19 protein-coding genes and 1 pseudogene are annotated in these 21,234 nt (G+C 58.5%); 2 read left to right on the top strand and 18 right to left on the bottom strand.

Annotated elements, in window-relative coordinates; translation table 11 throughout:
* Positions 1-126: 126 nt before the first annotated feature.
* Positions 127-777, bottom strand: coding sequence for an FAD-binding protein (locus PXT33_RS01455; protein ID WP_347070433.1), 651 nt, complete (start codon positions 775-777; stop codon positions 127-129).
* Complete coding sequence (locus PXT33_RS01450) at positions 774-2,180, bottom strand: FAD-dependent oxidoreductase (protein ID WP_347070432.1); 1,407 nt, start codon at positions 2,178-2,180, stop codon at positions 774-776. The genes PXT33_RS01455 and PXT33_RS01450 overlap by 4 nt, the downstream gene beginning before the upstream one ends.
* Positions 2,181-2,382: 202 nt before the next feature.
* On the opposite strand from PXT33_RS01450, the gene PXT33_RS01445 reads away from it, so the two are divergent.
* Entirely contained in the window at positions 2,383-3,273 is an 891-nt protein-coding gene (locus PXT33_RS01445; protein ID WP_347070431.1) for a LysR family transcriptional regulator, read from the top strand.
* Positions 3,274-3,326: 53 nt separating this feature from the next.
* Here PXT33_RS01445 and PXT33_RS01440 read toward each other — a convergent pair whose 3' ends face one another.
* From PXT33_RS01440 to PXT33_RS01420, 5 genes are all read right to left on the bottom strand, one after another.
* On the bottom strand, positions 3,327-4,697 hold the full coding sequence (locus tag PXT33_RS01440; protein WP_097781149.1) for a PTS transporter subunit EIIC: 1,371 nt from the start codon (positions 4,695-4,697) through the stop codon (positions 3,327-3,329).
* Between the two features lie 38 nt (positions 4,698-4,735).
* Positions 4,736-6,142 (bottom strand): 6-phospho-beta-glucosidase, encoded by a 1,407-nt coding sequence (locus PXT33_RS01435; protein ID WP_005943672.1) that lies wholly within the window; start codon positions 6,140-6,142, stop codon positions 4,736-4,738.
* A 127-nt stretch (positions 6,143-6,269) separates the two neighbouring features.
* Positions 6,270-7,202 carry a MurR/RpiR family transcriptional regulator gene (locus tag PXT33_RS01430; protein WP_242960040.1) on the bottom strand — a complete coding sequence of 311 codons (933 nt, stop codon included), beginning with the start codon at positions 7,200-7,202 and terminating at the stop codon, positions 6,270-6,272.
* A 98-nt stretch (positions 7,203-7,300) separates the two neighbouring features.
* On the bottom strand, positions 7,301-8,248 hold the full coding sequence (locus PXT33_RS01425; RefSeq protein ID WP_005943680.1) for a transketolase family protein: 948 nt from the start codon (positions 8,246-8,248) through the stop codon (positions 7,301-7,303).
* A gap of 1 nt (position 8,249) precedes the next feature.
* Positions 8,250-9,101 carry a transketolase gene (locus PXT33_RS01420; protein ID WP_291012589.1) on the bottom strand — a complete coding sequence of 284 codons (852 nt, stop codon included), beginning with the start codon at positions 9,099-9,101 and terminating at the stop codon, positions 8,250-8,252.
* Between the two features lie 468 nt (positions 9,102-9,569).
* Between PXT33_RS01420 and PXT33_RS01415 the strand changes: the two genes are divergently transcribed.
* Positions 9,570-10,106, top strand: a complete 537-nt coding sequence (locus PXT33_RS01415) for an ECF transporter S component (RefSeq protein ID WP_291012586.1) — start codon at positions 9,570-9,572, stop codon at positions 10,104-10,106.
* Positions 10,107-10,447: 341 nt separating this feature from the next.
* On the opposite strand, the gene sstT is transcribed toward PXT33_RS01415, so the two are convergent.
* The 11 genes and pseudogenes from sstT to PXT33_RS01360 all read right to left on the bottom strand — a co-directional run bounded on the left by sstT (position 10,448) and on the right by PXT33_RS01360 (position 21,136).
* Positions 10,448-11,695 carry a serine/threonine transporter SstT gene (gene sstT / locus PXT33_RS01410; protein WP_343252045.1) on the bottom strand — a complete coding sequence of 416 codons (1,248 nt, stop codon included), beginning with the start codon at positions 11,693-11,695 and terminating at the stop codon, positions 10,448-10,450.
* Between the two features lie 346 nt (positions 11,696-12,041).
* The gene (locus PXT33_RS01405; RefSeq protein ID WP_097774563.1) at positions 12,042-12,545 is read right to left on the bottom strand and encodes a GNAT family N-acetyltransferase; all 504 of its coding nucleotides are present in this window, start codon (positions 12,543-12,545) and stop codon (positions 12,042-12,044) included.
* Positions 12,546-12,745: 200 nt separating this feature from the next.
* The gene (locus PXT33_RS01400) at positions 12,746-13,135 is read right to left on the bottom strand and encodes a helix-turn-helix transcriptional regulator (protein ID WP_097776900.1); all 390 of its coding nucleotides are present in this window, start codon (positions 13,133-13,135) and stop codon (positions 12,746-12,748) included.
* Between the two features lie 398 nt (positions 13,136-13,533).
* Positions 13,534-14,202, bottom strand: a complete 669-nt coding sequence (phoU, locus tag PXT33_RS01395) for a phosphate signaling complex protein PhoU (protein WP_332375802.1) — start codon at positions 14,200-14,202, stop codon at positions 13,534-13,536.
* Positions 14,203-14,216: 14 nt separating this feature from the next.
* A pseudogene (gene pstB / locus PXT33_RS01390) lies at positions 14,217-14,968 on the bottom strand (phosphate ABC transporter ATP-binding protein PstB).
* A 182-nt stretch (positions 14,969-15,150) separates the two neighbouring features.
* Positions 15,151-16,008 (bottom strand): phosphate ABC transporter permease PstA, encoded by an 858-nt coding sequence (pstA, locus tag PXT33_RS01385; protein WP_005943708.1) that lies wholly within the window; start codon positions 16,006-16,008, stop codon positions 15,151-15,153.
* Positions 16,001-16,912: a phosphate ABC transporter permease subunit PstC gene (pstC, locus tag PXT33_RS01380; RefSeq protein ID WP_332375801.1), complete on the bottom strand. Its 912-nt coding sequence runs from the start codon at positions 16,910-16,912 to the stop codon at positions 16,001-16,003. The genes pstA and pstC overlap by 8 nt, the downstream gene beginning before the upstream one ends.
* A gap of 124 nt (positions 16,913-17,036) precedes the next feature.
* Positions 17,037-17,930 (bottom strand): phosphate ABC transporter substrate-binding protein, encoded by an 894-nt coding sequence (locus PXT33_RS01375; protein WP_082210864.1) that lies wholly within the window; start codon positions 17,928-17,930, stop codon positions 17,037-17,039.
* Positions 17,931-18,237: 307 nt separating this feature from the next.
* Positions 18,238-18,783: a twin-arginine translocation signal domain-containing protein gene (locus tag PXT33_RS01370; protein WP_005943722.1), complete on the bottom strand. Its 546-nt coding sequence runs from the start codon at positions 18,781-18,783 to the stop codon at positions 18,238-18,240.
* A 122-nt stretch (positions 18,784-18,905) separates the two neighbouring features.
* A complete protein-coding gene (locus PXT33_RS01365; RefSeq protein WP_120080412.1) occupies positions 18,906-19,505 on the bottom strand; it encodes a GNAT family N-acetyltransferase in 600 nt (199 codons plus the stop codon).
* A 164-nt stretch (positions 19,506-19,669) separates the two neighbouring features.
* Positions 19,670-21,136, bottom strand: coding sequence for a PTS transporter subunit EIIC (locus PXT33_RS01360; RefSeq protein ID WP_249235354.1), 1,467 nt, complete (start codon positions 21,134-21,136; stop codon positions 19,670-19,672).
* Between the last annotated feature and the right edge of the window lie 98 nt (positions 21,137-21,234).

Here is a 21,234-nt window from a genome sequence, read left to right as displayed (position 1 = left end):
TCAGTATACCCAAAACGCCGGGGTTTTTCCGTAACCGGGTCACATTGGGGCGCAAAAAAGCCCGGAGCAGGAAGAAAGAATACTGCTCCGGGCGGGGAATGGTTCAGTTATTGCAGGGGCAGGTCATCAGACACCGGCCACGCAGTTCTTGCCTGCAATGTAGCCATAGTAGACGCACAGGCTGTGGCTGATGCCGCGCATGCAGATGGGGTACTCCACCGCATAACGGCTGCCCTGCACGTTGCCGCAGACATACAGGCCCTTGATGATGTCGCGCTTGGGGCTGGCAGGGTCTTCCTCGGTGAAGGTGTGGCAGTTCTCGTCGCTTTCCAGACCGCCCACACAGACCAGCATGGCAGTAGTGCCCCACTGGCAGGCGTAGTACGGGGGATTTTCCAGTGCGAACATCCGGCTTGCAGGCTTGCCGAAGTCGTCATCGGAGCCGGCCTTGGCCAGCTCGTTGTAGCGCTGGATCGAGGCCAGTGCGGTGTCCAGCGCCTCGCCCTCGTAGCCGCACTGGGTCAGCAGCTCCTCCAGCGTATCGGCCTTGAACTGGTAAGCCTCGGCCTTGGCGCTGATCTTGGTGTACTGACGGTCGGTGTAGTTGGGGTTGGACTCATCCTCATTTTCCGGGATGATATAGCACAGGCCGCCGTGGTTGGCCGGCATATAGGGGATCTGCTCGCCCCACTTGGCGTCGTACAGCTGGAAGGAAGCGCACTCCGGCTGCAGCTCGATCTGGTTTTCCAGCTGCTGGCCGGGGATGCACTCGTTCATAAAGCGCTCGCCGCGCTTGTTGAGCTGCAGGAAGGGGTAACGCCCATGCCGCTGCCCATGTGGTGGGTCATAGGTGCGTGGTGATCCTGCACCTTTGCGCCGATCCATGCGCCCATGCGCAGGCCGTCGCCGGTCTCGACCGTCTTGCCTTCCACGTCAACGCCCAGCATACCCATAGCGCCCATGTTGGCGATATTCTTCTCTACGATCTCGGGAGCGAAATGCTTCATGATCTTTTCATCGCCGGAGTTGTCGCCGGTGGCAAGGATCACGCCCTTGGCAGCGTTGAGCTGGATGTACTTATTGCCGTTCTGTGCATCGCGGATGATCACGCCGGTCACGCGGCCGTCGCTGTCCTTCAGCAGTTTGGTGCCAAAGCAGCCGTAGAAGGTCTTGGCACCAGCCTCGATGGCCTTGTTCAGGTTGGCTTCCACCACAAAGCCCTGCTGATCCTTGCGGGAGGAGCGGAACTCCATGCTGGAGGGGAAGGTGGGGAACTCTTCGTTGCGGTAGTCGTAGTGCTCGGGCTGAGGCCATGCCAGCGGCACCAGAATGCCCTTGTCGAACTGCTCCTGCGTGACCACCTGACGGGTGGTGTCGCAGATGGTCAGCTCAGGATAAGCCTCGATGAACCAATCCATGACCTCGTGTGCATGGCTGGCCCACTTTTTCAGGATGGAGCGCTTGTTGCGGTAGGTGCACTCGCGCATCAGGCGGTTGACCACCACATCCTCGTCCACGATGTTCTCGCGGCCCCAGCGCTTGTTCAGGCTGCCGTTCAGCAGGGCATACTCGCCGCTGCGGCAGTTGAAGGAGGCGCTCTTCTCCACGATAGCCACCTTTGCGCCCTCCTCGGCGGCGGCGCGGGCGGCGCAGATGCCGGACAGACCGGCACCGATGATGACCACATCAAAGTCCTGCGTTTCAGCGGCCTGCACATCCGGCTCCTCACCCAGCCAGTCCTCGCCGGTGTCGGCGGTCTGCTCTGCGGCGGGGGTCTCGGTCTTTACGCCCATGGCCTGCTCGATGCAGCTGGCAGCCGCCTTCTTGACGGCATTGGTGGTGACGGTAGCACCGGAGATGTTGTCGATCTCGGTGCCCTGTGCGGCCATGATGGCTTCCTGCAGGGTGGGCGCGGCCACGCCGCCGATGCTCTCGGTCTCGTTGGAAGCATCGATGACCACCTCGGTGATGGCGGTCTCGCTGAAGGTCATGGTCACCTTCACCTCACCGATGCCGGTGGCCGTGCCGGTGTAGGTACCGGCGGTGTAGATGGCATCACCGGAAGCGGCGGTGCTGGAAGAAGCTGCGGAGTTGCAGGCAGCCAGCGCACCGGCGGTGACGCCGCTCATGGCGGCAGCGGCGGCGACCTTCAAAAAGCCTTTGCGGGAGATCTTTTCCATTTGGATTTCCTCTTTCTTCTCATCAATTTCTCTTCGTCTCTGCGGGAGTTTTTCCCGCGCTGCACTTAGTATAAAATATAACGAAGTAAAAGGGAAACAAAAAAATTTTGCCATCCTAATAAAAAGTGTTTATAACCATCTCCCACCATGCTATACTGAGAGCAGACGGATCTTCCCCTGCACAGAAAGGAGCTTTTTTCGGATGAACGACCACCAGCTGCTGTGTTTTCTCACCGTGAGCCGGACCCTGAATTTTACCACAGCCGCCCGGGAGCTGTACTGCACCCAGCCCGCCCTCAGCTACCAGATCCGCAGTCTGGAAAAGGAGCTGGATCTGGCCCTGTTTGAGCGCAGCACCACCCGCGTGGCGCTGACCGAAGCGGGCCGGGCCTTTGTGCCGCAGGCAGAGGGGATCTATCGCAGCATCCTGAACGCCCGCACCGCGCTGAAGGGCTTTGCCCGGCGGCGCACACTGACCCTGCGCCTGCCGCCGGTGCTGCTGCAGCGGGACCCCATTTATCCCATCCTGATGGCACGGCTGCACGCCGCGCTGCCGGGATATGAGTTTGCGGTGGACACTCGGCCCGTGTCACGCAATCCCCACGAAATGCTCTGCAGCGAGGCAGACGCAGCCCTCTATCTGCCCTTTGGGCCGCTGCAGCCGGAGATCGAGCGCACCCCCATCCTGCACAACACCTTTTACCTGATCGTATCACCGGAGCACCCGCTCACAGGGCGCAGCACTCTGGCGCTGGCCGATCTTGCCGGGCAGCAGCTGTTTTATGAGCCGCTGTATCAGGAAATGGTGGATCTTGCCGTTGTTCAGCCCGGCCTGCCGTTTTCCGCACCAAGCTGGCACATGGTGGAAAACTACGAGTGTGTTTACAACGATCTGCTTGCCGGGCGCGGCATGTTTTTGTGCCCGATGAAATACCCGGCCTTTCCGGCGGCATGGTATCTGCCGCTGCAGCTGCCGTTGCCGGACACCTGTCTGCTGACCCTGCGGGACGACCCGCGTCCCGAGATCCAACGGCTGCGGGAGGTATTTACCGCTGTATACGCCAGCCGTGCAAAGCTGCTGGGAGAGGCGTAAAAAGCAGCGCCGGAACGGCAAAATCGTTCCGGCGCTGCTTGTTTCAGAAGAGATCAGGCTTCTTCCGGCACATCATCAAAACCGATGAACCAGAGGATCGCAAAGGTGGCCACAAAGGCGATCGCGGCAGAGATCAGTGCGTTGATCACGTTCATGGGATTTTCACCGACATACAGGCCGATGGCTGCCAGACCGGCACCACCGCCGCCAAAACGGCGCACACCGGTCAAACCGGCATACAGGCCGCCCAGACCACCGCCGATGGTTGTGGCGATGAGAGGCTTACGCAGACGGACGTTGACGCCGAACAGAGCAGGCTCCGTCACGCCCAGCAGAGCGGTCACACCGCCGGAAACGGCCAGCTGACGGAAGTTCTTGTTTTTGGTCTTGATGGCAACGCAGAGGGCTGCGGCACCCTGTGCAATGTTGGAAGGCAGATTACCGGGGCCGATGACCGTCTCATAGCCCAGCATGGACAGAGAGTTGACATAAGCGGGCAGCAGGCTGTAGTGCATACCGGTCATGACCAGGAACGGCATAAAGGCACCGATGACGGTGGGCAGTGCCCAGGGGCAGACCTTTTCAATGGCCAGCAGGACGTTGACCAGACCATCGCCGATGATGCTGCCCAGAGGGCCAAGCACGCACAGGGAGATGGGAGCCATGATGAGGATGGTGAGCACCGGCCGCAGGATGAACTTGACCACAGAGGGCACGACCTTATTGACAAATCGTTCCACGTATGGCAGTACCAGCGTGATAAGGAAGATGGGAATGACTGAGGAAGAATAGGTTACCATCTTCACCGGCAGACCCAGCACATGGACCACATCGGCATCGGCTTTCAGGGCGATGAAGTTCGGGTGCAGCAGGATGGCCCCCAGCAGCATGGCCATCTGCGGGTTGCAGCCGAACTTTTTGGCCGCGGAGTTGGCCAGGAAGATCGGCAGGAAGTAATAGGAAGAGTCTGCGATGAAGTTGAGGAAATAGTACAGATTTCCGCTCTTGTCGATCCAGCCGAAGAGGGTCAGCACAGACAGCAGAGCCTTGATCATACCGGCACCGGCGATCAACGGCATCAGCGGGGTGAACACACCGGCCAGCGTGTCCAGAATGATGCTGACCCTGCTCTTCTTTTCCTCGGCCGGGGCGGCAGGCTGTTTGACTTCCTTACCGCCGAAGTCGCCCAGTTTCATCAGTTCATCGTACACGGCAGCCACTTCGTTGCCGATGATGACCTGATACTGGCCGCCTTTGTTCACGACACCCACCACGCCGGGTACGGCTTTGACCTTGGCCTCGTCCACGCCGTCCATTGACTTGAGGTTGAACCGCAGGCGGGTGACACAGTGGGTCAGAAATGTAACATTTTCTGCGCCGCCGACCTGTTCCAGCACCTGCTGGGCAGTTTTCTTTGCATCCATTTGTTTTGCCTCCTTCAATATCCTAAAAAATGCATTGCTTACAGGGCGGTGTCTGCGCCGTTGCTTGCAATGACTTTTTTGTACCATGCAAACGACTTTTTCTTTTTGCGGGCCAACGTGCCGCTGCCGTCATCCTTCTTGTCTACGTAAATGAAGCCGTACCGTTTGCGCATCTCGCCGGTGCCCACCGAAATAATGTCGATGGGACCCCAGCAGGTGTAGCCGATCACCGGAACGTCATCCAGCTCAATGGCCTGCCGCAGCGCATCAATGTGACTGCCCAGAAAACGGATGCGGTAATCGTCCTGAATGCTGCCATCCGGCTCTACGGTGTCGATGGCACCCAGACCATTTTCCACAACGAACAGCGGCAGTTCATACCGGTCATACAGCTCATTCAGTGCGATGCGCAGGCCGTCCGGATCGATGGGCCAATCCCAGTCGGTACGCTGGAGATACGGATTGCTGCGTTCTACACAGCAATCCGTATCTTCCGTTGCACGGGCAACTGAAGAAAAATAATAGCTGAATGCGATGTAATCCACAGTTCCTGCGGCCAGCAGCTCGGCATCGCCCGGCTGCATCTCTACCGAAGTGCCCATGCGTCGCAGCTGTGCCGTGCACAGGCTGGTGTAGTGTCCGCGGCACATCACATCGGTGTAATAATAGTTCGGCATCATCTGGAATCTCTGTGCCAGCACATCCTTGGGTGCGCAGGTGCGCGGGTAGGTGGTGGGATACTGGATCATGCAGCCGATTTTATTTTCCGGGTCGACCGCATGCCCGATCTGCACGGCCTTTGCACTGGCAAGGAACATGTTGTGGCTGACCAGCGCTTTGACAGCGTTGTGCTCCTCGCCTTCGGCAAAGAGCACGCCTGCCTGATGGTATGGCTCGCTCTGGTTCATGGTCTCGTTGATCTCATTGAAGGTCATCCAGTACCGGACCTTTCCCTTGTAACGCCGAAACACCGTTTCACAGTACCGGGCAAAGAAATCGATCAGGGCTCGGTTACGCCAGGAACCATAGTGCTGCACCAGATACAGCGGCGTTTCGTAATGCGAAAGCGTGACCACCGGTTCGATCCCGTAGCGGTGCAGCTCGTCGAACACACGGTCATAGAAAGCAAGCCCGGCCTCGTTCGGCTGCAATTCATCGCCCTGCGGAAAGATGCGCGGCCAGTTGATGGACATTCGGAAGCACTTGAAGCCCATCTCGGCAAACAACGCGATGTCCTCTTTGTAATGGTGGTAAAAATCCACGGCTTCATGGCTAGGGTAGTAGTTGCCCTCCATGACCTGTGTATGAATCTCGCGCGGGACGCCGTGGCGTGCACCTTTTTCCACGTCGGCAATGCTCAGGCCCTTGCCATCCGTCTGGTAGGCACCTTCGTACTGGTTGGCGGCGGTCGCACCGCCCCACAGGAACTTTTTTGGCATCTCCATAAGCTTGAAAACCTCCTTGCAGGTATAGAATACTTGCAGGGAGGTTTTTGTGCAATATTTTTTAAACTTATTGGTACAGTGTTAATTTTTCTGTTTCTTTTTGCACGATCAAAAACGGAACAGTGTTTCATTCCGCATTTTCTTTGTGCAGATTCAACAAAATAGGATTGGTGGAGGTGCGGTGCTGTTCCAGCTCTCGGGCGCGTTCCAGCTTGTAGGTATAATTCTTCTGGTAGTTCTGCCGGAAGTACTCGGAATACAAGATGTCCAGTAGAAGGGTCATGGACAGATGGGAAGCATAGTCCCCAAGATTCTGATAGATGCTTTCTTTGGTGGAAAGGGTCAGCTTGCAATCCGCATAACAGGTCAGGCTGTTTTCGCCAAAGCTGGTCAGCGCAAGGATGGGTGTTCCGGAGCGTTTGCACTGCCGGGCAATCTCCAGCATCTGCGCCGTTTCGCCGGAATAGGAAATGATCATGGCAAGGTCCCTCTCGGACAGACAGCAGGCCTGATACCGCTGGTAGTTCAGATTGTTGAAAATGACCACCCGCTTGCCGATCTTGAGCATCTTTTCTCGGAAGGATTCGGCCTGATTGATGGCCGTCCCGGCGGAAAAAATGTGGATTTCCTCGTGATATTTGAGCAGGAGCACCGCTTTGTGCAGGTCTTCGTACCGGAGAAGCTGCATAGTGTCCTTGACGGCTTCTTCGTACAGCTCGCCGATGTTCTGCGCCACCCGCATGGGGCTGTCGTTTTCAGCAAAGGGAAAATTGAAATCCACCTTGCCCTGTTGCTGGTCGAGATATTCCAGTTCACGCACAAAATTTTGCTTGAAGTCATCAAAGCCGGTAAAACCCAGCTTTTTGCAAAGGCGCAGGACGGTCGGCGGAGAGGTGTAGGTCACTTCTGCCAGACTGCGGGTGGAATATTTGGCAATTTCCATCCCATGCGCCAAAATATAGGCGGCCAGCGTTTTTTCCCCTTCCGAAAGTTTTTCCTGAAACGCAAGTTTGTCCACGATCAGCATTGCGATTCTCCCTTCCGCTTTTTCTGTAAGCATATCATATCCTGCAGTATTTGGCAAAAAAATTTGCGGCATGCAAAAACGCCGCCGCGTCAGCAAATGACGCGGCGGCGCAGATACAGTGGGAGAAGCGCTTATTTGCCCAGCATTTCGTGGGCAGTCTTGCAGATGGTGGCAGCATCCAGACCGTAGAACTTCAGCAGGTCCCATGCCGGGCCGGAGCAGCCGAACACGTCCTGCACGCCTACGCGGCGCACAGGGGTGGGCAGCTTTTCGCTCAGCACGGCACAGACGGCCTCGCCCAGACCGCCGATGACGTTGTGCTCCTCGGCGGTGATGACCTTGCCGCACTCCTTTGCAGCCTTGAGGACGATCTCCTCGTCCAGAGGCTTGATGGTGTGGATGTTGATGACCCGGGCGTGGATGCCCTCAGCGGCCAGCTGCTCCGCAGCCATGCGGGCTTCGTTGACCATCAGGCCGGTGGCGATGATGGCAATGTCGCTGCCCTCAGTGATCTGCTCGCCCTTGCCGATCTCGAAGTGATAGTTCTCGGCGTCGTGGAACACAGGCACAGCCAAACGGCCAAAGCGCAGATAGACGGGGCCTTCCATTGCGTAGGCAGCACGCACAGCGGCGCGGGCCTCCACATCGTCGGCGGGGCAGATCACGGTCATGCCGGGGATGCTGCGCATGAGGGCAAAGTCCTCGCAGCACTGATGGGAAGCGCCGTCCTCGCCCACCGAGATGCCGCCGTGGGTGGCACCGATTTTCACGTTCAGGTGGGGATAGCCAATAGAGTTGCGCACCTGCTCAAAGGCACGGCCGGCGGCGAACATGGCAAAGCTGGAAACAAAGGGCACGTAGCCCATGGTGGACAGGCCCGCAGCCACGCCCATCATGTTGCCCTCGGCAATGCCGCAGTCAAAATGACGATCCGGGTAAGCCTTGCGGAACATACCGGTCTTGGTGGCAGCAGCAAGGTCTGCGTCCAGCACCACCAGATCTTCGTGGCCTTCGGCGGCCAGCTCCTTCAGGGTGTTGCCGTAGCTTTCACGGGTAGCGATCTTCTTCACATCTGCCATCTTAGTTTTCCTCCTGCTCCAGCGCGGCGTATGCGGCGTTCAGTTCCTCAATTGCGATCTTGTACTCGTCATCGTTGGGGCCCTTGCCGTGCCAGTCCACGGAGTTGGTCATAAAGGAAACGCCCTTGCCCTTTGTGGTGTCCATGATGATGCAGGTGGGCTTTGCAGTCTCTGCATGGAATGCCTGCATGGCGGCTTCGATCTGGTCGTAGTCGTGGCCGTCGATGGTAACAACATTGAAGTTGAAGGCCTTCAGCTTCTCTTCCAGCGGGGCGCTGTTCATCACGGTCTCGGTGGTGCCGTCGATCTGCAGGTGGTTGCGGTCCAGCACAACGCACAGGTTGGAAAGGCCGTAGTGTGCGGCAAACATGAAGGCTTCCCAGCACTCGCCCTCTTCCACCTCGCCGTCGCCCAGGATGGTGTAGACGTTGATGGGCTTACCGGCGTGCTTGGCACCCAGTGCCATGCCGCAGGCGGCAGACACGCCCTGACCCAGACTGCCGGTGGACATATCCACGCCCGGGGTCTCGTTCATGTTGGGGTGGCCCTGCAGATAGCTGCCGATCTTACGCAGGGTCTTAAGGTCTTCCACCGGGAAATAGCCGCGCTCTGCCAGCGCTGCATACAGTGCCGGTGCAGCATGGCCCTTGGACAGCACCAGACGGTCGCGGTCGGCCTTCTTGGGGTCCTTCGGGTCAATGTTCATTTCCACAAAATAGAGGTAGCTCAGCAGCTCGGCGATATCCAGACTGCCGCCCGGATGGCCGCACTTTGCGCTGTGCGTGCCCTCGATCACGCCCATGCGGATGTGGCAGGCGTGCTTGGCCAGAGTAAATTTTTCTGCATTTGTCATGATGGTCCTCCCGTATGAACCTCAGATTTGCACATGTTCAAAAAAGCCTTTCGTCAGCGCCGGTGCAGTCCTGCTGCCCGCAGCGCGCTCTTTTTCAAGTTTATATTAGCTATTCTATGCAAAAAGGTCAAGCTTCTTCATGCAAAATGTACACACGCGGGGAAATATGCATGGAAATTTGCCGCTTTTTGGTTAAATTGCAGGCTTTTTGCCGTATCTTGACAAAGCCAGAGGCATCTGCTATAATTTTCACAGATTCCGGTACGAAGCCGGGTGTGCGGACAGAAGCCCGTGTTCTCCATCCTTTATCTACCGCTGCGCTTACGCAGCGGTGCAGCGCAAAGCCCACAGGGGGCCTTTGCGCTCTGCCATCTTATTTTTGCTGCTATAGACACCACGAAGGGGTCTGCCGTTGGCTTGTAAGCCGGGCAGACCCCTTTTTTGTCTGGCCAAAGGAGGAAGCTTTTTATGAAAACGAACCCTCATTCCACCACCCGCAGCCTCGTGCTGGCTGCACTGTTCCTTGCACTGGCCTTCGTGCTGCCCATGATCACCGGCCATGTGCCGCAGGTGGGCAACATGCTGTGCCCGATGCACTTTCCCATTCTGCTGTGCGGCTTTGTGCTGGGCGGCCCATGGGGCCTTGCCGTGGGCTTCATTGCTCCGCTGGTGCGGTCGGTGCTGTTCGGCATGCCGCCGATGTTCCCCATCGCCATCTCCATGGCCTTTGAGCTGGCCGCCTACGGCCTTGTGTCCGGCGTGCTCTGGCACAAGGTGAAGCATACCGTGTCCATGATGTACGCTTCTCTTGTCACCGCCATGGTGGCGGGCCGTTTGGTCTGGGGTGCAGTACGCTTTGTGCTGGCCGGCCTGACCGGTTCCAGCTTCCCGTTCAGCGCGTTTTTGTCCGGTGCGCTGCTCACCGCTGTGCCGGGCATCGTGGCTCAGCTGGTGCTCATCCCGCTGATTCTGATTGCTCTGCAGAAGGCAAAGTTCATGGATTGACTTACTATTTAGGCTGCCCTCCGCTTTGCTCTGGGCATAAACAGCGGAAATTTTATTTTTATTATTACAGAAGAGCAGCGGCTGCGGCCGCTGCTCTTCTGTTTTTTCACGGGAGGGGCCGTAATGAAAACGCCCTGCTGCCCGTTACATCTTTTCCCGTAAAAAGCGAAGGGGCTGTTGCCAAGAACTCCCTCAGTCACGGCTTCGCCGCGCCAGCTCCCTCACGGAGGGAGCCTGACATGACGGTAAGCTGTGAAGCCTCCCTCATTGAGGGAGGTGGCATCGCGTAAGCGATGTCGGAAGGAGTTTGGCAACAGCCCTTTTCTATATTTTTAAATTTTTCAGTTCTTCTTACCAGTTAAAAACTCCGGCAGGGGCTTGCCCTGCTTGCGCCACTGATGATACTCGGCGGTAGCAGCGAACTCCACGTCACCGGCAGAGTTCAGGGCAGTCTCAACAGAGTCCTGCACCACGCCGATGATGAAGCCGACACCCACCATCTGCATGGCGACATCGTTGGAGATGCCGAACAGGGAGCAGGCCATGGGGATCAGCAGCAGGGAACCGCCGGCCACGCCGGAAGCACCGCAGGCACCCAGAGCGCTCATAGCGCTCAGCACGATGGCTGCAGGCAGAGACACCTGAATGCCCAAGGTGTTAGCAGCGGCCAGCGTCATGATGGTGATGGTGATGGCGGCACCGTCCATGTTGATGGTGGCACCCAGCGGGATGGAGACGGAGTACATATCCTTGTCCAGACCCAGTTTTTCGCACAGGGCCATGTTCACGGGGATGTTGGCGGCGGAGCTGCGGGTGAAGAAGGCGGTCAGGCCGGACTCGCGCAGGCAGCGGAACACCAGCGGATAGGGGTTGCAGCCCAGATAGATAAACATGATGAAGGGGGAGACGATGAGGGCCATGAACAGCATGGTGCCCACCAGCAGAGCCAGCAGCTTGCCGTACTGGGTAAAGATGGCAAGGCCGTTGCCGGAAACATTGGTGTAGACCAGACCCATGATGCCGAAGGGTGCCAGATTGATGATCCAGCGCACGATCTGGGAGACCGCATCGGCGGTGTTTGCCATAAAGGTCTTGGTGGTGTCAGAGCCGATCTTCTTCATGGCCACGCCGAACATGCAGGCCCAGAACAGGATGCCGATGTAGTTGCCGCTCATGATGGCACTGACGGGGTTTGCCACAAAGTTGGTGAGCAGAGTGCCCATCACTTCGCCCAGACCCTGCGGCACCACGTCCGACTGGGCAGCGTCTGCCAGCACGACCGTGACCGGGAACATAAAGCTGGTCACCACTGCGATGGCCGCAGCCAGAAAGGTGGTGAGCATGTACAGCCAGATGACCGTGCCGAAGCGGCGGTCCAGCTTGGAAGAGCCCTGTGCCAGAGCACTTGCCACAATCACGAACACCAGCACCGGGGCGATGCCCTTCAGTGCGCCAACGAACAGGCTGCCCAGTTCACCCACCCAGCCTGCACCGGGGGCCACCAGAGCCAGCACCGCACCAATGATCAGGCCGATCAGAATGCGAACGATCAGGCTGATGCCGTTGTAACGGGCAACTGCCTTATTCAACGTTTTCATATAGACACTCCTCTTTCCTATTGTACGCCAATGGCGTACAGCTTCCTGTCTCTTACACAAGGACGGGTGTTATTATAGCACATACGGCAGAGAAATGAAAGCGTTTTCAGACATTTTTCGTTCACAAATTTGCATTCAGGTCGGTGCCCATGGGGGTTTTCCGTTGATCTGTATTTGCAGCAAGGACAGATTTAACCGTTCGCGGCTTCGTTCTCTCCGTCACCGTCGAGCGGCGCAGGGCGGAGCGAGCGGGGGCAAACAAAAAAGCCTGCGTGCGCAGTCCTGCATGGCAGGCTCTGCATCCGCAGACCGGGGCTCTTTGGGGGTGTATTCTGTTTCAACCCAGCGGCTGGGTGGGGGCAAGCTTCTGGTAGGCAAAGCGGGGCGAGCCGTCTGCCACATGGATGATGCCGCAGCGGGTAAAGCCGTTCTTTTCCAGCAGATGCTGCATGATCTTGTTGTCGGCGTGGGTGTCGGCACGCAGGCTCTGGCAGTGCTCCATGCTCCAGTCCAGCACTGCCGATGCCACGCCCTTGTGCTTTCCGGCCGATGCCAGACGGTGCACCGTGCCATAGGGCAGGGTATCGTCCAGCCACTGGCCGTCCTCAATGGCGGCGTAGGTGGGGTCCGCCCCCAGAATAAATGCAAATACGGCCTCGATCTGGCCGTTGACCACATAGAGGAACAACCGGTTCGAGTCGATATCCTCCTCCAGCAGTTCCTGCGGCGGGAAATTATCCCCCCACTGGGTCGGGTTGCCAGATGCCTTCATGACTGCACGTGCATGGGCGTAGATCTTCAGGATCTGGGGCAGATCCCCTCTCACTGCTCCACGAAACATTCATTCCACCTCGTCTTTTCTGCGCTGCGCTCGGTCCGGCACAGTACTTTGAGAATTGTTCTTATTGTACTACAAATTACCATAAAAATCCAGTTCCCGCACCAAAGTACCTTAAAATGCTCCAAAACGGCAAAAAGCAGGGGCTGCTGCACTTTCGGCTAAAACGATGTGCAGCAGTCCCTGCTGTTAGAGCAAGTACCTTATGCGCTGGCGCGGCCATGGCCGGTGCGCACCAGCCGGTATTCCCGCGGGCTGAGACCATACCGCTCGTGGAACAGGCGGTAGAAATAGCTGGTGTTCTCGTAGCCCACCAGAGAAATGATCTGCTGGATGTTCATGTCGCTGCGGCGCAGCATGCGGGCAGCGGTCTCCATACGGTGCTTTTGCAGCAATTCCTTATAGGTGCGTCCGGTCTGGGCACGCACGCACTCGCTGACATATGCCAGCGAAACGCCGTACTCCCGTGCCACGTTGGAAAGGCTTGCTTCGCGGTAATTCTGGGTGATCTCTTTGAGTGCTGCCTGCACCAGTGCTTCGCGGCTGACCGTTCCGGCCCTGACTTCCGGCAGGATAGGATTCGTCTGTGTCATCTGCGTTTCCTCCGTAAAGGGTGCGGCGGGCGGGGACTGGGGGATGTCGGACGCCCGCCGCACAGGGAATGGCGGCTCCTGCCGCCCTACACCTCAGATACGAACCGACGCACCGGAATATTGCAGAAAGCTAAAAAATTTTTAGTCAATTTTCGTTGTAGGAGTCAGACCCCTCTCAGTCACGCCTAACGGCGTGCCAGCTCCCCCGAAGGGGGAGCTTTATCGGCACGAACCGGTAGATGCTTAAAAGCTCCCCCTTCGGGGGAGCTGGCGAACGCAGTGAGCCTGAGAGGGTTTTCGTCTTACAGAAAAAGACCGCTTCCGCACCGGGCAGAAACGGCCTTTTTCAGGAGAAATAAAGAAAACACGAACCCTCAAAAAATGAGGAAGGGAAATACTCAGAACATGCTCTCGTCCTTATAGCGGCCGGTGCGCACGAACTGCACCCACTCGGCCACATTCACGGCGTGGTCGCCGATGCGCTCCAGATACTTGATGACCATCAGCAGGTCCAGCGCTGCATCCACCTTGCCGGGATCTTCGGCGATCTCCTGCGCCAGCTGATGCTTGATGGCGTTGAAGTCGTAATCCACCTCGTCGTCTGCGGCGATCACCCTGCGGGCGGCATTTTCGTCCTCTGCCGTCAGGGCATCGAGGGCATTCAGGATCATCTGGTGAGCCTTTTTGCCCATGGCAATGGCCTGACTTACCGCCGCGTCGCCCTCTTTGCGGACGGTGACAAGGTGGGGGATGATCTCGGCGATGTCGGCGGCATGGTCGCCGATGCGCTCGATGTCCGTGACCACCTTCATGGCAGTGGAGATGCGGCGCAGATCGCCTGCCACCGGCTGCTGACGCAGCAGCAATGTCATGCAGCGGTGCTCGATATCCCGCTCCATATTGTTGATGCGGGCATCCTCCTTCACGATGGCCGCAGCCGCATCGGCATCAGCAACGCAGAGCGCTTCCAGAGCGTTCTCCACGGCATCGGCAGAGTTGCGGCCCATTTCGGTCAGCGAATTTTTCAGCGATTCCAGATCGGTGTCGTACTGTTTACGGATACTCATAGCTGTTTCCTCCTTTAACCGAACCGACCGGAAATGTAGTCCTCGGTGCGTTTATCCTGCGGTGCGCTGAAGATCTGGGCCGTGGGGCCCACTTCCACCAGCTCGCCCAGCAGGAAGAAGGCGGTGCGGTCGCTGATACGGGCCGCCTGCTGCATGTTGTGGGTAACGATGACCACCGTGTAGTTCTTCTTCAGCTCACTCATCAGCTCCTCCACCTTCATGGTGGAGCCGGGGTCCAATGCGCTGGTGGGCTCGTCCATCAGCAGCACTTCGGGCTTCACCGCCAGTGCACGGGCGATGCATAAACGCTGCTGCTGGCCGCCGGAAAGGCCCAGCGCGCTCTTTTTCAGGCGATCCTTCACCTCGTCCCACAGGGCCGCGCCCCGCAGGCTGCTTTCCACCAGCTCGTCCAGCTCAGCCTTATTGCGCACGCCGTGCAGCTTGGGGCCGTAGGTGATATTGTCGTAAATGCTCATGGGGAAGGGATTGGCCTTCTGGAACACCATGCCCACCCGGCGGCGCAGGTCGGTAAGCTGCATTTCCCGGGCAAAGATGTCCTCGCCCTTCAGCCGCACATCGCCCTCGATGCGCACATTCGGCACAAGGTCGTTCATGCGGTTGAGGGTCTTTAAAAGGTGGACTTTCCGCAGCCGGAAGGGCCGATGAGCGCGGTGATCTCCCGCTCGCCCACGTCCAGCGAGATGCCTTTCAGCGCCTTGAAGTCGCCGTACCAGAGGTTCAGGTCTTTTGCCGATATCACCGGCATGTTCGTGTTTTCCATAGAGTACCTCATTGTTGAATTGGAACGAACCCTCTCAGTCACGCCTGATGGCGTGCCAGCTCCCCCGAAGGGGGAGCTTTTGATCATCTGCCGGTCAGCACCACTCTAGCTCCTCCTTTGGGGGAGCTGGCATTGCGCAGCAATGACTGAGAGGGTTTCTTCTCTTTTTACTGTTTCTGTTTCAGCTTGGTCTTTGCCAGCCGCGCCGCAAGGTTGATGACCAGCACCAGCACCAGCAGCACCGCACCGATGCCCCATGCGGAAGCGAAATCGCCGTCCTCAAAGGCACGCAGGTACAGCAGCACCGACAGGGTGGCACCGTTGGAGGTGTAGGCTTTGGCCACGCTCTTGGCAATGACCTCTGCGGCACCGGCGGTGAAGAGCAGGGCGGCACTTTCGCCCACGATGCGGCCCACAGCCAGAATGCAGCCGGTCACGATGCCGTCGATGCTGCAGGGCAGCACGATGGTGCGGATGATGTGCCACTTGCCTGCACCCAAGCCCATGGCACCCTCCCGGTAGCCCTGCGGCACCGTCTTGAGGGATTCCTGCGTGGTTCGGATGATGGTGGGCAGGTTCATGACCACCAGCGTGAGTGAACCGGACAGCAGACAGGTCTGGAAGCCCAGCGCCTGACTGAACACCAGCATACCCACCAGACCGTAGATGATGCTGGGGATGCCCGCCAGCGTTTCGTTGGTGAACTCGATGACCTCGATGAGCCGCCGGTTGGAGGCATACTCGGTCAGGTAGACCGCCGCGCCCACGCCCAGAGGCAGTACGATCAGTAATGTCAGCACAATGACATACAGTGTGTTGAGGATGGCAGGCAGGATGCCGTCGGTCTTTTTCAGCACACTGGCGGTGGTGGAAAGGAACTTCCAGCTGATGTGGGGGATGCCCCGCACCAGCACCATGCCGATGATACCGGCCACCAGAACCATCACCAGAACGGCGCTGGCCCAGACCAGTGCGGTCATGACCCGGTTCCACATCTGACGGGAAGGCGAAAGGCCCTTATTCATCCCGGCTTCCTCCCTTCAGCACAACGTTCAGCACAACATTGATGATCATGATAAAGACGAACAGCACCAGCGCGATGCTGAACAGCGCCTGCCGCTGCAGACCGCCGGCATAGCTCATCTCCTTGGCGATGGCGGTGGTCAGGAAGGTGACGCTGCGGAAGGGACTGTCCGGCATGTTGGGGCTGTTGCCTGCCACCATCATCACCGCCATGGCCTCGCCGATGGCACGGCCGATGCCCAGCACAATGCCTGCGGCAATGCCGCTTTTGGCTGCCGGAATGCTGATCTTGAACCATGTTTCGGTGTCGGTGGCACCCAGTGCCAAACTGCCCTGCTCATACTCCGGCGGCACGGCGTTCAGCGCCGTGACCGACACGGACACGATGCTGGGCAAGATCATGATGGAAAGCACCACGATTGCGCTCAGCAGGCAGGCACCGGAAGCCTTGCCGAAGGTCTTTGCCACGGCGGGCACCAGCACCTGCATGCCCAGCAGGCCGAACACCACGCTGGGGATGCCGGACAGCAGCTCGATGGCAGTAACCACCACGGTGCGCAGCTTGGGGTCGGCGGCCTTGGAGAGGAACACCGCCGTCAGCAGGCCGATGGGCACACCGATGATGGCAGCGCCCAGCGTGCCGTAGATGCTGGAAAGGATGAACGGCAGGATGCCGAACAGCGGCTGGGCTGCCGTGGAGGCCCACTTTGTGCCGAGCAGGAATTGGAACAGGCCGATCTTGTGGATGGCCGGCACGCCGGAGATCACCATGTACACCGAGATGAGCACCACGCAGCCCACCGCCAGCATACCGCACAGGAAGAAGATGAAGTTCATCACCGCTTCCAGCCATTCGGCGGGTGTGCGGGGCAGCCGCACCCGGCTCAGATAGGATTTTTTGTTCATAGCTGAAATCCTTTATAAAAGCCGCGTCGGCCCGCAGAAACGGCAGCCCGACGCGGCAGTTTTCTTGTTCAGATGCGGGGCAGGCGGTTCACCGGGGAGTTTTCCCCGGCAAACCACCCGGTAATTACTCGTTCACCGGCACAGCGCCTGCGGTGCGGATGAGGTCGGCAGCGTCCTTGCTGGTGGCAAAGTCCACAAAGGCCTGTGCCTGCTCAGACAGGGTCACGCTCTTGTTGGTGACGAACACGAAGGGACGCTGGATCTTGTAGCTGCCGTCCTTGACGGTATCCTCGCTGCACTCCACACCCTCCACGGTGACCATGGCGACGGTGTCGCCCACAGCGGACAGGGAAGCGTAGCCGACGGCCAGAGGATTGGCCTCCACAGCGCTGATGACAGCGCCGGTAGCGGTCAGCTCCTGTGCGTACTTGCAGCTGTCCTTCACGTCCACGATGCTCTCAAAGCCATCGCGGGTGCCGGAACCGGCCTCGCGGCCCACCAGAACGATCTCGCCGTCGTCGCCGCCCACATCCTTCCAGTTGGTGATCTCGCCGGTGAACATCTGCTTCAGCTGGTCCACGGTCAAGTCTGCCACCTTGCTGGCCTTGTTGACAACGATGGCGATGCCGTCCAGAGCCACGGTGGTGCCGTCCACGTCGTTCTTCTCGTCGTCCTTCAGGGCGCGGGAGGACAGGCCGATGTCCAGCGTCTTATCGGTAGCACCGGTGATGCCTGCGCCGGAACCGGTGGGGTCGTAGCTGACGGTGACCCCCGGCTCCACCTCGGCAAAGCCCTCGGTCAGGGCTGCGATGACGTTCTTCATAGAGGTAGAACCGCCGGTAGCCACATTGCCGGACAGGGTGCCTGCAGCGGTCTCAGCAGCGGCAGAAGAAGAGGTGGACTCCGCAGCAGAGGATGCCACAGTGGAAGAGGCTGCACCGCCGCAGGCGGTCAGAGCCATCGCTGCAGCAGCAGCGCCGCAGACAGTGATAAACGAACGACGAGTGATCTTTTTCATAACCCTTTTCCTCCAATAAATGCCGGAACGCCGTTCCGGCCGATGTTTTCTTGTGTTTTCCTTGGGAACGGCCTAATTGTACCGCACCGCCGTGCGCGCTGCGACCATGTACGCGCAAAATGGAGGTAAAGCTTTTGCACAGGCTCCGGCGGCTGTGTCAAGCCTGCGTAAAGCCGGCATGAAAAGCCTGTACTCAAATTTTACAAACAGGATAAATATGCCGAAAATGCCATTTTCCGGCTGGGCAAAACGACAAAAAGCCCCGGGCACTCTTTCAAAGAATGCTCGGGGCAAAAGGGTCTGCGGGTCAAACCGTGGTAAGGGAAGGCAGAGTCTTGGTGGCTGCATAGCCGCCATTCTTCTTGACAAGGAACAACGTCTCGCTGATGCCGTTGATGACGATCTTCAGCACCGCAGGCTGACCATTCCGGTAAGCTTCCTTGATTTCTGCATCGGGGAAGTTCAGCCTCAGATCTTTTTCCTCTGTGGCAAAGGGCTTACCCAACAGCGTGTCGGAGACAAAGAAAGTCCCGGCGGGGGATACCTGCTTCAGCTTTGCTTCGCCCACGGAAGCTTGGAACATGTCGCCGTACTGTCCGCCCTGCCAGCTGCCGCCGCCGGCGTCATAGCGCAGTCTCACCTTGCCGGTGATGGCACCCTTGTCCGTGCCGGATTCCGTGCCCAGATCCACATCCAGACCAAAGACCTTCACGGTGAAGGGTCCGATCTGGACCTCGTCGTCTGCCAGCTGACCGCTGCCGCCGCAGCCGGTCAGCACGCCGGACAAAGAGATTGCTGCAGCCGCTGCTGCTGCGCTCTTCATAAAGGTACGCCGGGTCATTTTTTCTGCCATAATATTGCCCTCCTCTAAAAGCGTTTTTCTGTGCTTTTAGCGTACCACTTTTTGGGAGTCTGTCAACAAAAATATGACAAAAAGGCGCTCTGTACACATAATTTGCACAGAGCGCCTTCTGCTCAGCAGTATTTTGTTCCGTCCGGGCAGTAGAACTGCACGTACTTCTGCCACTCGGTCTCGCTGATGGTGCGGCGGTAGCAGTCCACCAGGGCATCCACGGCCTGCCGGTCCGCAAAGGTACCGGCACCCGGGCAGTCCAGCACCAGAATGCGGAACCATGCATCAAACAGGTGCTCGGTGAAGCCGGTGTCCCGCGCGCCGCACCGGGAGTAAAAGCCCAGCCGCCGCACAGCCATAGCTTCGTCCTCCGCCTTATCCGGGCATTCGGCCTCAATGAGGATGGCCTGCGCACCGCGCTCGTGCTGCGGCAGGTCGGCCAGCAGCTGCGCGCCCAGCCCTGCAGAACGGTATTCCGGCAGCACGGCAAAGTAATCCAGCTGGCTCACCCTGCTGCCTGCCGGGCGCACCATGAGCAGGTACGCCGCCAGTGTTTCGCCGTCGAACACGCCCCATGTGTGGGCGGTGCCGTCCGCTTCGCTGTTCAGGATCATGCTCAGGGGCTTTAGCTCCGTGGGCGGAAAGTCCCGCCGCATTTCGTCCAGATAGACCCGCGTCAGTTCTTTTTCGTTCAGTTTCCGCCAGCTGTACACTTTGCTCATGGTTTTTCCTCCCGTATCTGCCTTTTGAACCAGTATAACACACTCCGCGCGGGAACGCAAAAAGCCGCCGGGAGCGGCAGGTTCTGCCCTTCTCCCGGCGGCTTTTATGGGAATGCAGGAGCAACCAGTCTCCCGCACAAACTCCGTTCAGAATGCTGTGTGCGTTACAGCATCTTCTTCAGCTCGTCGTACACGAACTGGACCTTGGTGCCGATGATCACCTGGCAAGCGTTCTTGCTGGGGCGGATGACACCGGCAGCACCAGCGGCCTTGACAGCCTTCTCGTCCACCTTGGCGTTATCCTTGACCTCAAAGCGCAGACGGGTTGCGCAGTAACCAACTTCCTTCACGTTCTCCTTGCCGCCGACAGCAGCCAGAACAGCGGAAGCGACTTCGGTATAGTTGTTGTTTGCCAGAACGACCTTCTTCTCGGCCTCTTCGTCCTCGTCCTCACGGCCGGGGGTCTTCAGGTCGAACTTGGTGATGGCAAAGTAGAACACTGCGTAGAACACCACGAAGGCTGCGATGCCCAGAGGAATGATCATCCAAGTCTTGGCAGCTGCGGGCAGGGAAGCGGAGAACACCAGGTCGGTGGCACCTGCGGAGAAGCAGAAGCCGGCACGGAAACCGGAGTAGTAGGTGATGACGGTAAAGATGCCGTACAGAGCAGCGTACACAACGTACAGGGGGAAGCACAGGAACATGAAGCCGAACTCGAAGGGCTCGGTAACGCCGCAGACGAAGGCGCAGATTGCAGCGGACAGAACCAGGCCGATGGCAGCCTTCTTGTTCTTAGCGGTCTTGACCATAGCCAGAGCAGCGCCCAGGACACCGAACATCATGCAGGGGAAGAAGCCGGACATGTACATACCAAGGCTCCAGCCCACATCAGCAGAGGTCTCGCCAGCCCAGAAGTGGGACAGGTCGCCCAGACCGATGGTATCGAACCAGAACACGTTGTTCAGAGCGTGGTGCAGGCCGGTGGGGATCAGCAGACGGTTCAGGAAGGCGTAGATGCCAGCGCCGATGCCGCCCATGCCTGCGATGCCGTTGCCGATTGCGACCAGAGCGTCGAAGATGACGGGCCAGACGAACAGCAGAACAACGGACACCAGAATGGAGATCAGACCGGTAGCGATTGCAACGAAGCGCTTGCCGGAGAAGAATGCCAGCCAGTCAGGCAGCTGGATATCCTTGAACTTGTTGTAGCAGGCAGCGCCCACAACAGCGGCCAGAATGCCGATGAAGGAGTTGCCGGCGACCTTCTGGAAGGCGATGTAGGTAGCGGTGCCTTCTTCCAGGTGACGGACCATGCCGACCACACCGGGGTTCAGCAGCTGCTGCATCATCAGGAAGCTGACCAGACCGGCCAGACCTGCGGTGCCGTCGTTGTCAGCAAGGCCGACAGCGGCACCAATGGCAAACAGCCATGCCATGTTATCGATCAGAGCGCCGCCTGCCTTGACCAGCAGGAAGCCAACGGTGTAAGCTGCGCCGGAGGTTGCTGCACCGGGAACGCCCATAACGCCCGGAGCAAGGGCATAACCAAGACCCATCAGGATGCCGCAGATCGGCAGGACCGCGACGGGAAGCATCAAAGCTTTGCCCAGTTTCTGGAGATACTTCATCATAAAGCACATTCCTCCTTAAGAAATGTTTGTGTTTACAGACGCCTCTGGTTGCAGGCCGTCCATAATTCCGTAATAGAATAGTAACATATTTCCGCAAA

Source organism: Faecalibacterium taiwanense (genome assembly GCF_036632915.2).
Classification (GTDB): Bacteria; Bacillota; Clostridia; order Oscillospirales; family Ruminococcaceae; genus Faecalibacterium; species Faecalibacterium taiwanense.
The sequence above is the reverse complement of the archived record's forward strand: the minus strand, read 5'-3'. Positions and strand labels throughout refer to the sequence as shown.

What these genes read in the sequence shown, in the direction of transcription:
- PXT33_RS01400 (WP_097776900.1), bottom strand. Translation starts at nt 13,135, where the DNA reads ATGACACAGACGAATCCTATCCTGCCGGAAGTCAGGGCCGGAACGGTC.
- pstC (WP_332375801.1), bottom strand. Translation starts at nt 16,912, where the DNA reads ATGAACAAAAAATCCTATCTGAGCCGGGTGCGGCTGCCCCGCACACCC.
- PXT33_RS01435 (WP_005943672.1), bottom strand. Translation starts at nt 6,142, where the DNA reads ATGGAGATGCCAAAAAAGTTCCTGTGGGGCGGTGCGACCGCCGCCAAC.
- PXT33_RS01370 (WP_005943722.1), bottom strand. Translation starts at nt 18,783, where the DNA reads ATGGCAGAAAAAATGACCCGGCGTACCTTTATGAAGAGCGCAGCAGCA.
- PXT33_RS01445 (WP_347070431.1), top strand. Translation starts at nt 2,383, where the DNA reads ATGAACGACCACCAGCTGCTGTGTTTTCTCACCGTGAGCCGGACCCTG.
- PXT33_RS01455 (WP_347070433.1), bottom strand. Translation starts at nt 777, where the DNA reads ATGAACGAGTGCATCCCCGGCCAGCAGCTGGAAAACCAGATCGAGCTG.
- pstA (WP_005943708.1), bottom strand. Translation starts at nt 16,008, where the DNA reads ATGAATAAGGGCCTTTCGCCTTCCCGTCAGATGTGGAACCGGGTCATG.
- PXT33_RS01440 (WP_097781149.1), bottom strand. Translation starts at nt 4,697, where the DNA reads ATGGATGCAAAGAAAACTGCCCAGCAGGTGCTGGAACAGGTCGGCGGC.
- PXT33_RS01360 (WP_249235354.1), bottom strand. Translation starts at nt 21,136, where the DNA reads ATGATGAAGTATCTCCAGAAACTGGGCAAAGCTTTGATGCTTCCCGTC.
- phoU (WP_332375802.1), bottom strand. Translation starts at nt 14,202, where the DNA reads ATGAGTATCCGTAAACAGTACGACACCGATCTGGAATCGCTGAAAAAT.
- PXT33_RS01405 (WP_097774563.1), bottom strand. Translation starts at nt 12,545, where the DNA reads ATGTTTCGTGGAGCAGTGAGAGGGGATCTGCCCCAGATCCTGAAGATC.
- PXT33_RS01425 (WP_005943680.1), bottom strand. Translation starts at nt 8,248, where the DNA reads ATGGCAGATGTGAAGAAGATCGCTACCCGTGAAAGCTACGGCAACACC.
- PXT33_RS01365 (WP_120080412.1), bottom strand. Translation starts at nt 19,505, where the DNA reads ATGAGCAAAGTGTACAGCTGGCGGAAACTGAACGAAAAAGAACTGACG.
- PXT33_RS01450 (WP_347070432.1), bottom strand. Translation starts at nt 2,180, where the DNA reads ATGGAAAAGATCTCCCGCAAAGGCTTTTTGAAGGTCGCCGCCGCTGCC.
- PXT33_RS01375 (WP_082210864.1), bottom strand. Translation starts at nt 17,930, where the DNA reads ATGAAAAAGATCACTCGTCGTTCGTTTATCACTGTCTGCGGCGCTGCT.
- PXT33_RS01415 (WP_291012586.1), top strand. Translation starts at nt 9,570, where the DNA reads ATGAAAACGAACCCTCATTCCACCACCCGCAGCCTCGTGCTGGCTGCA.
- PXT33_RS01430 (WP_242960040.1), bottom strand. Translation starts at nt 7,202, where the DNA reads ATGCTTACAGAAAAAGCGGAAGGGAGAATCGCAATGCTGATCGTGGAC.
- PXT33_RS01420 (WP_291012589.1), bottom strand. Translation starts at nt 9,101, where the DNA reads ATGACAAATGCAGAAAAATTTACTCTGGCCAAGCACGCCTGCCACATC.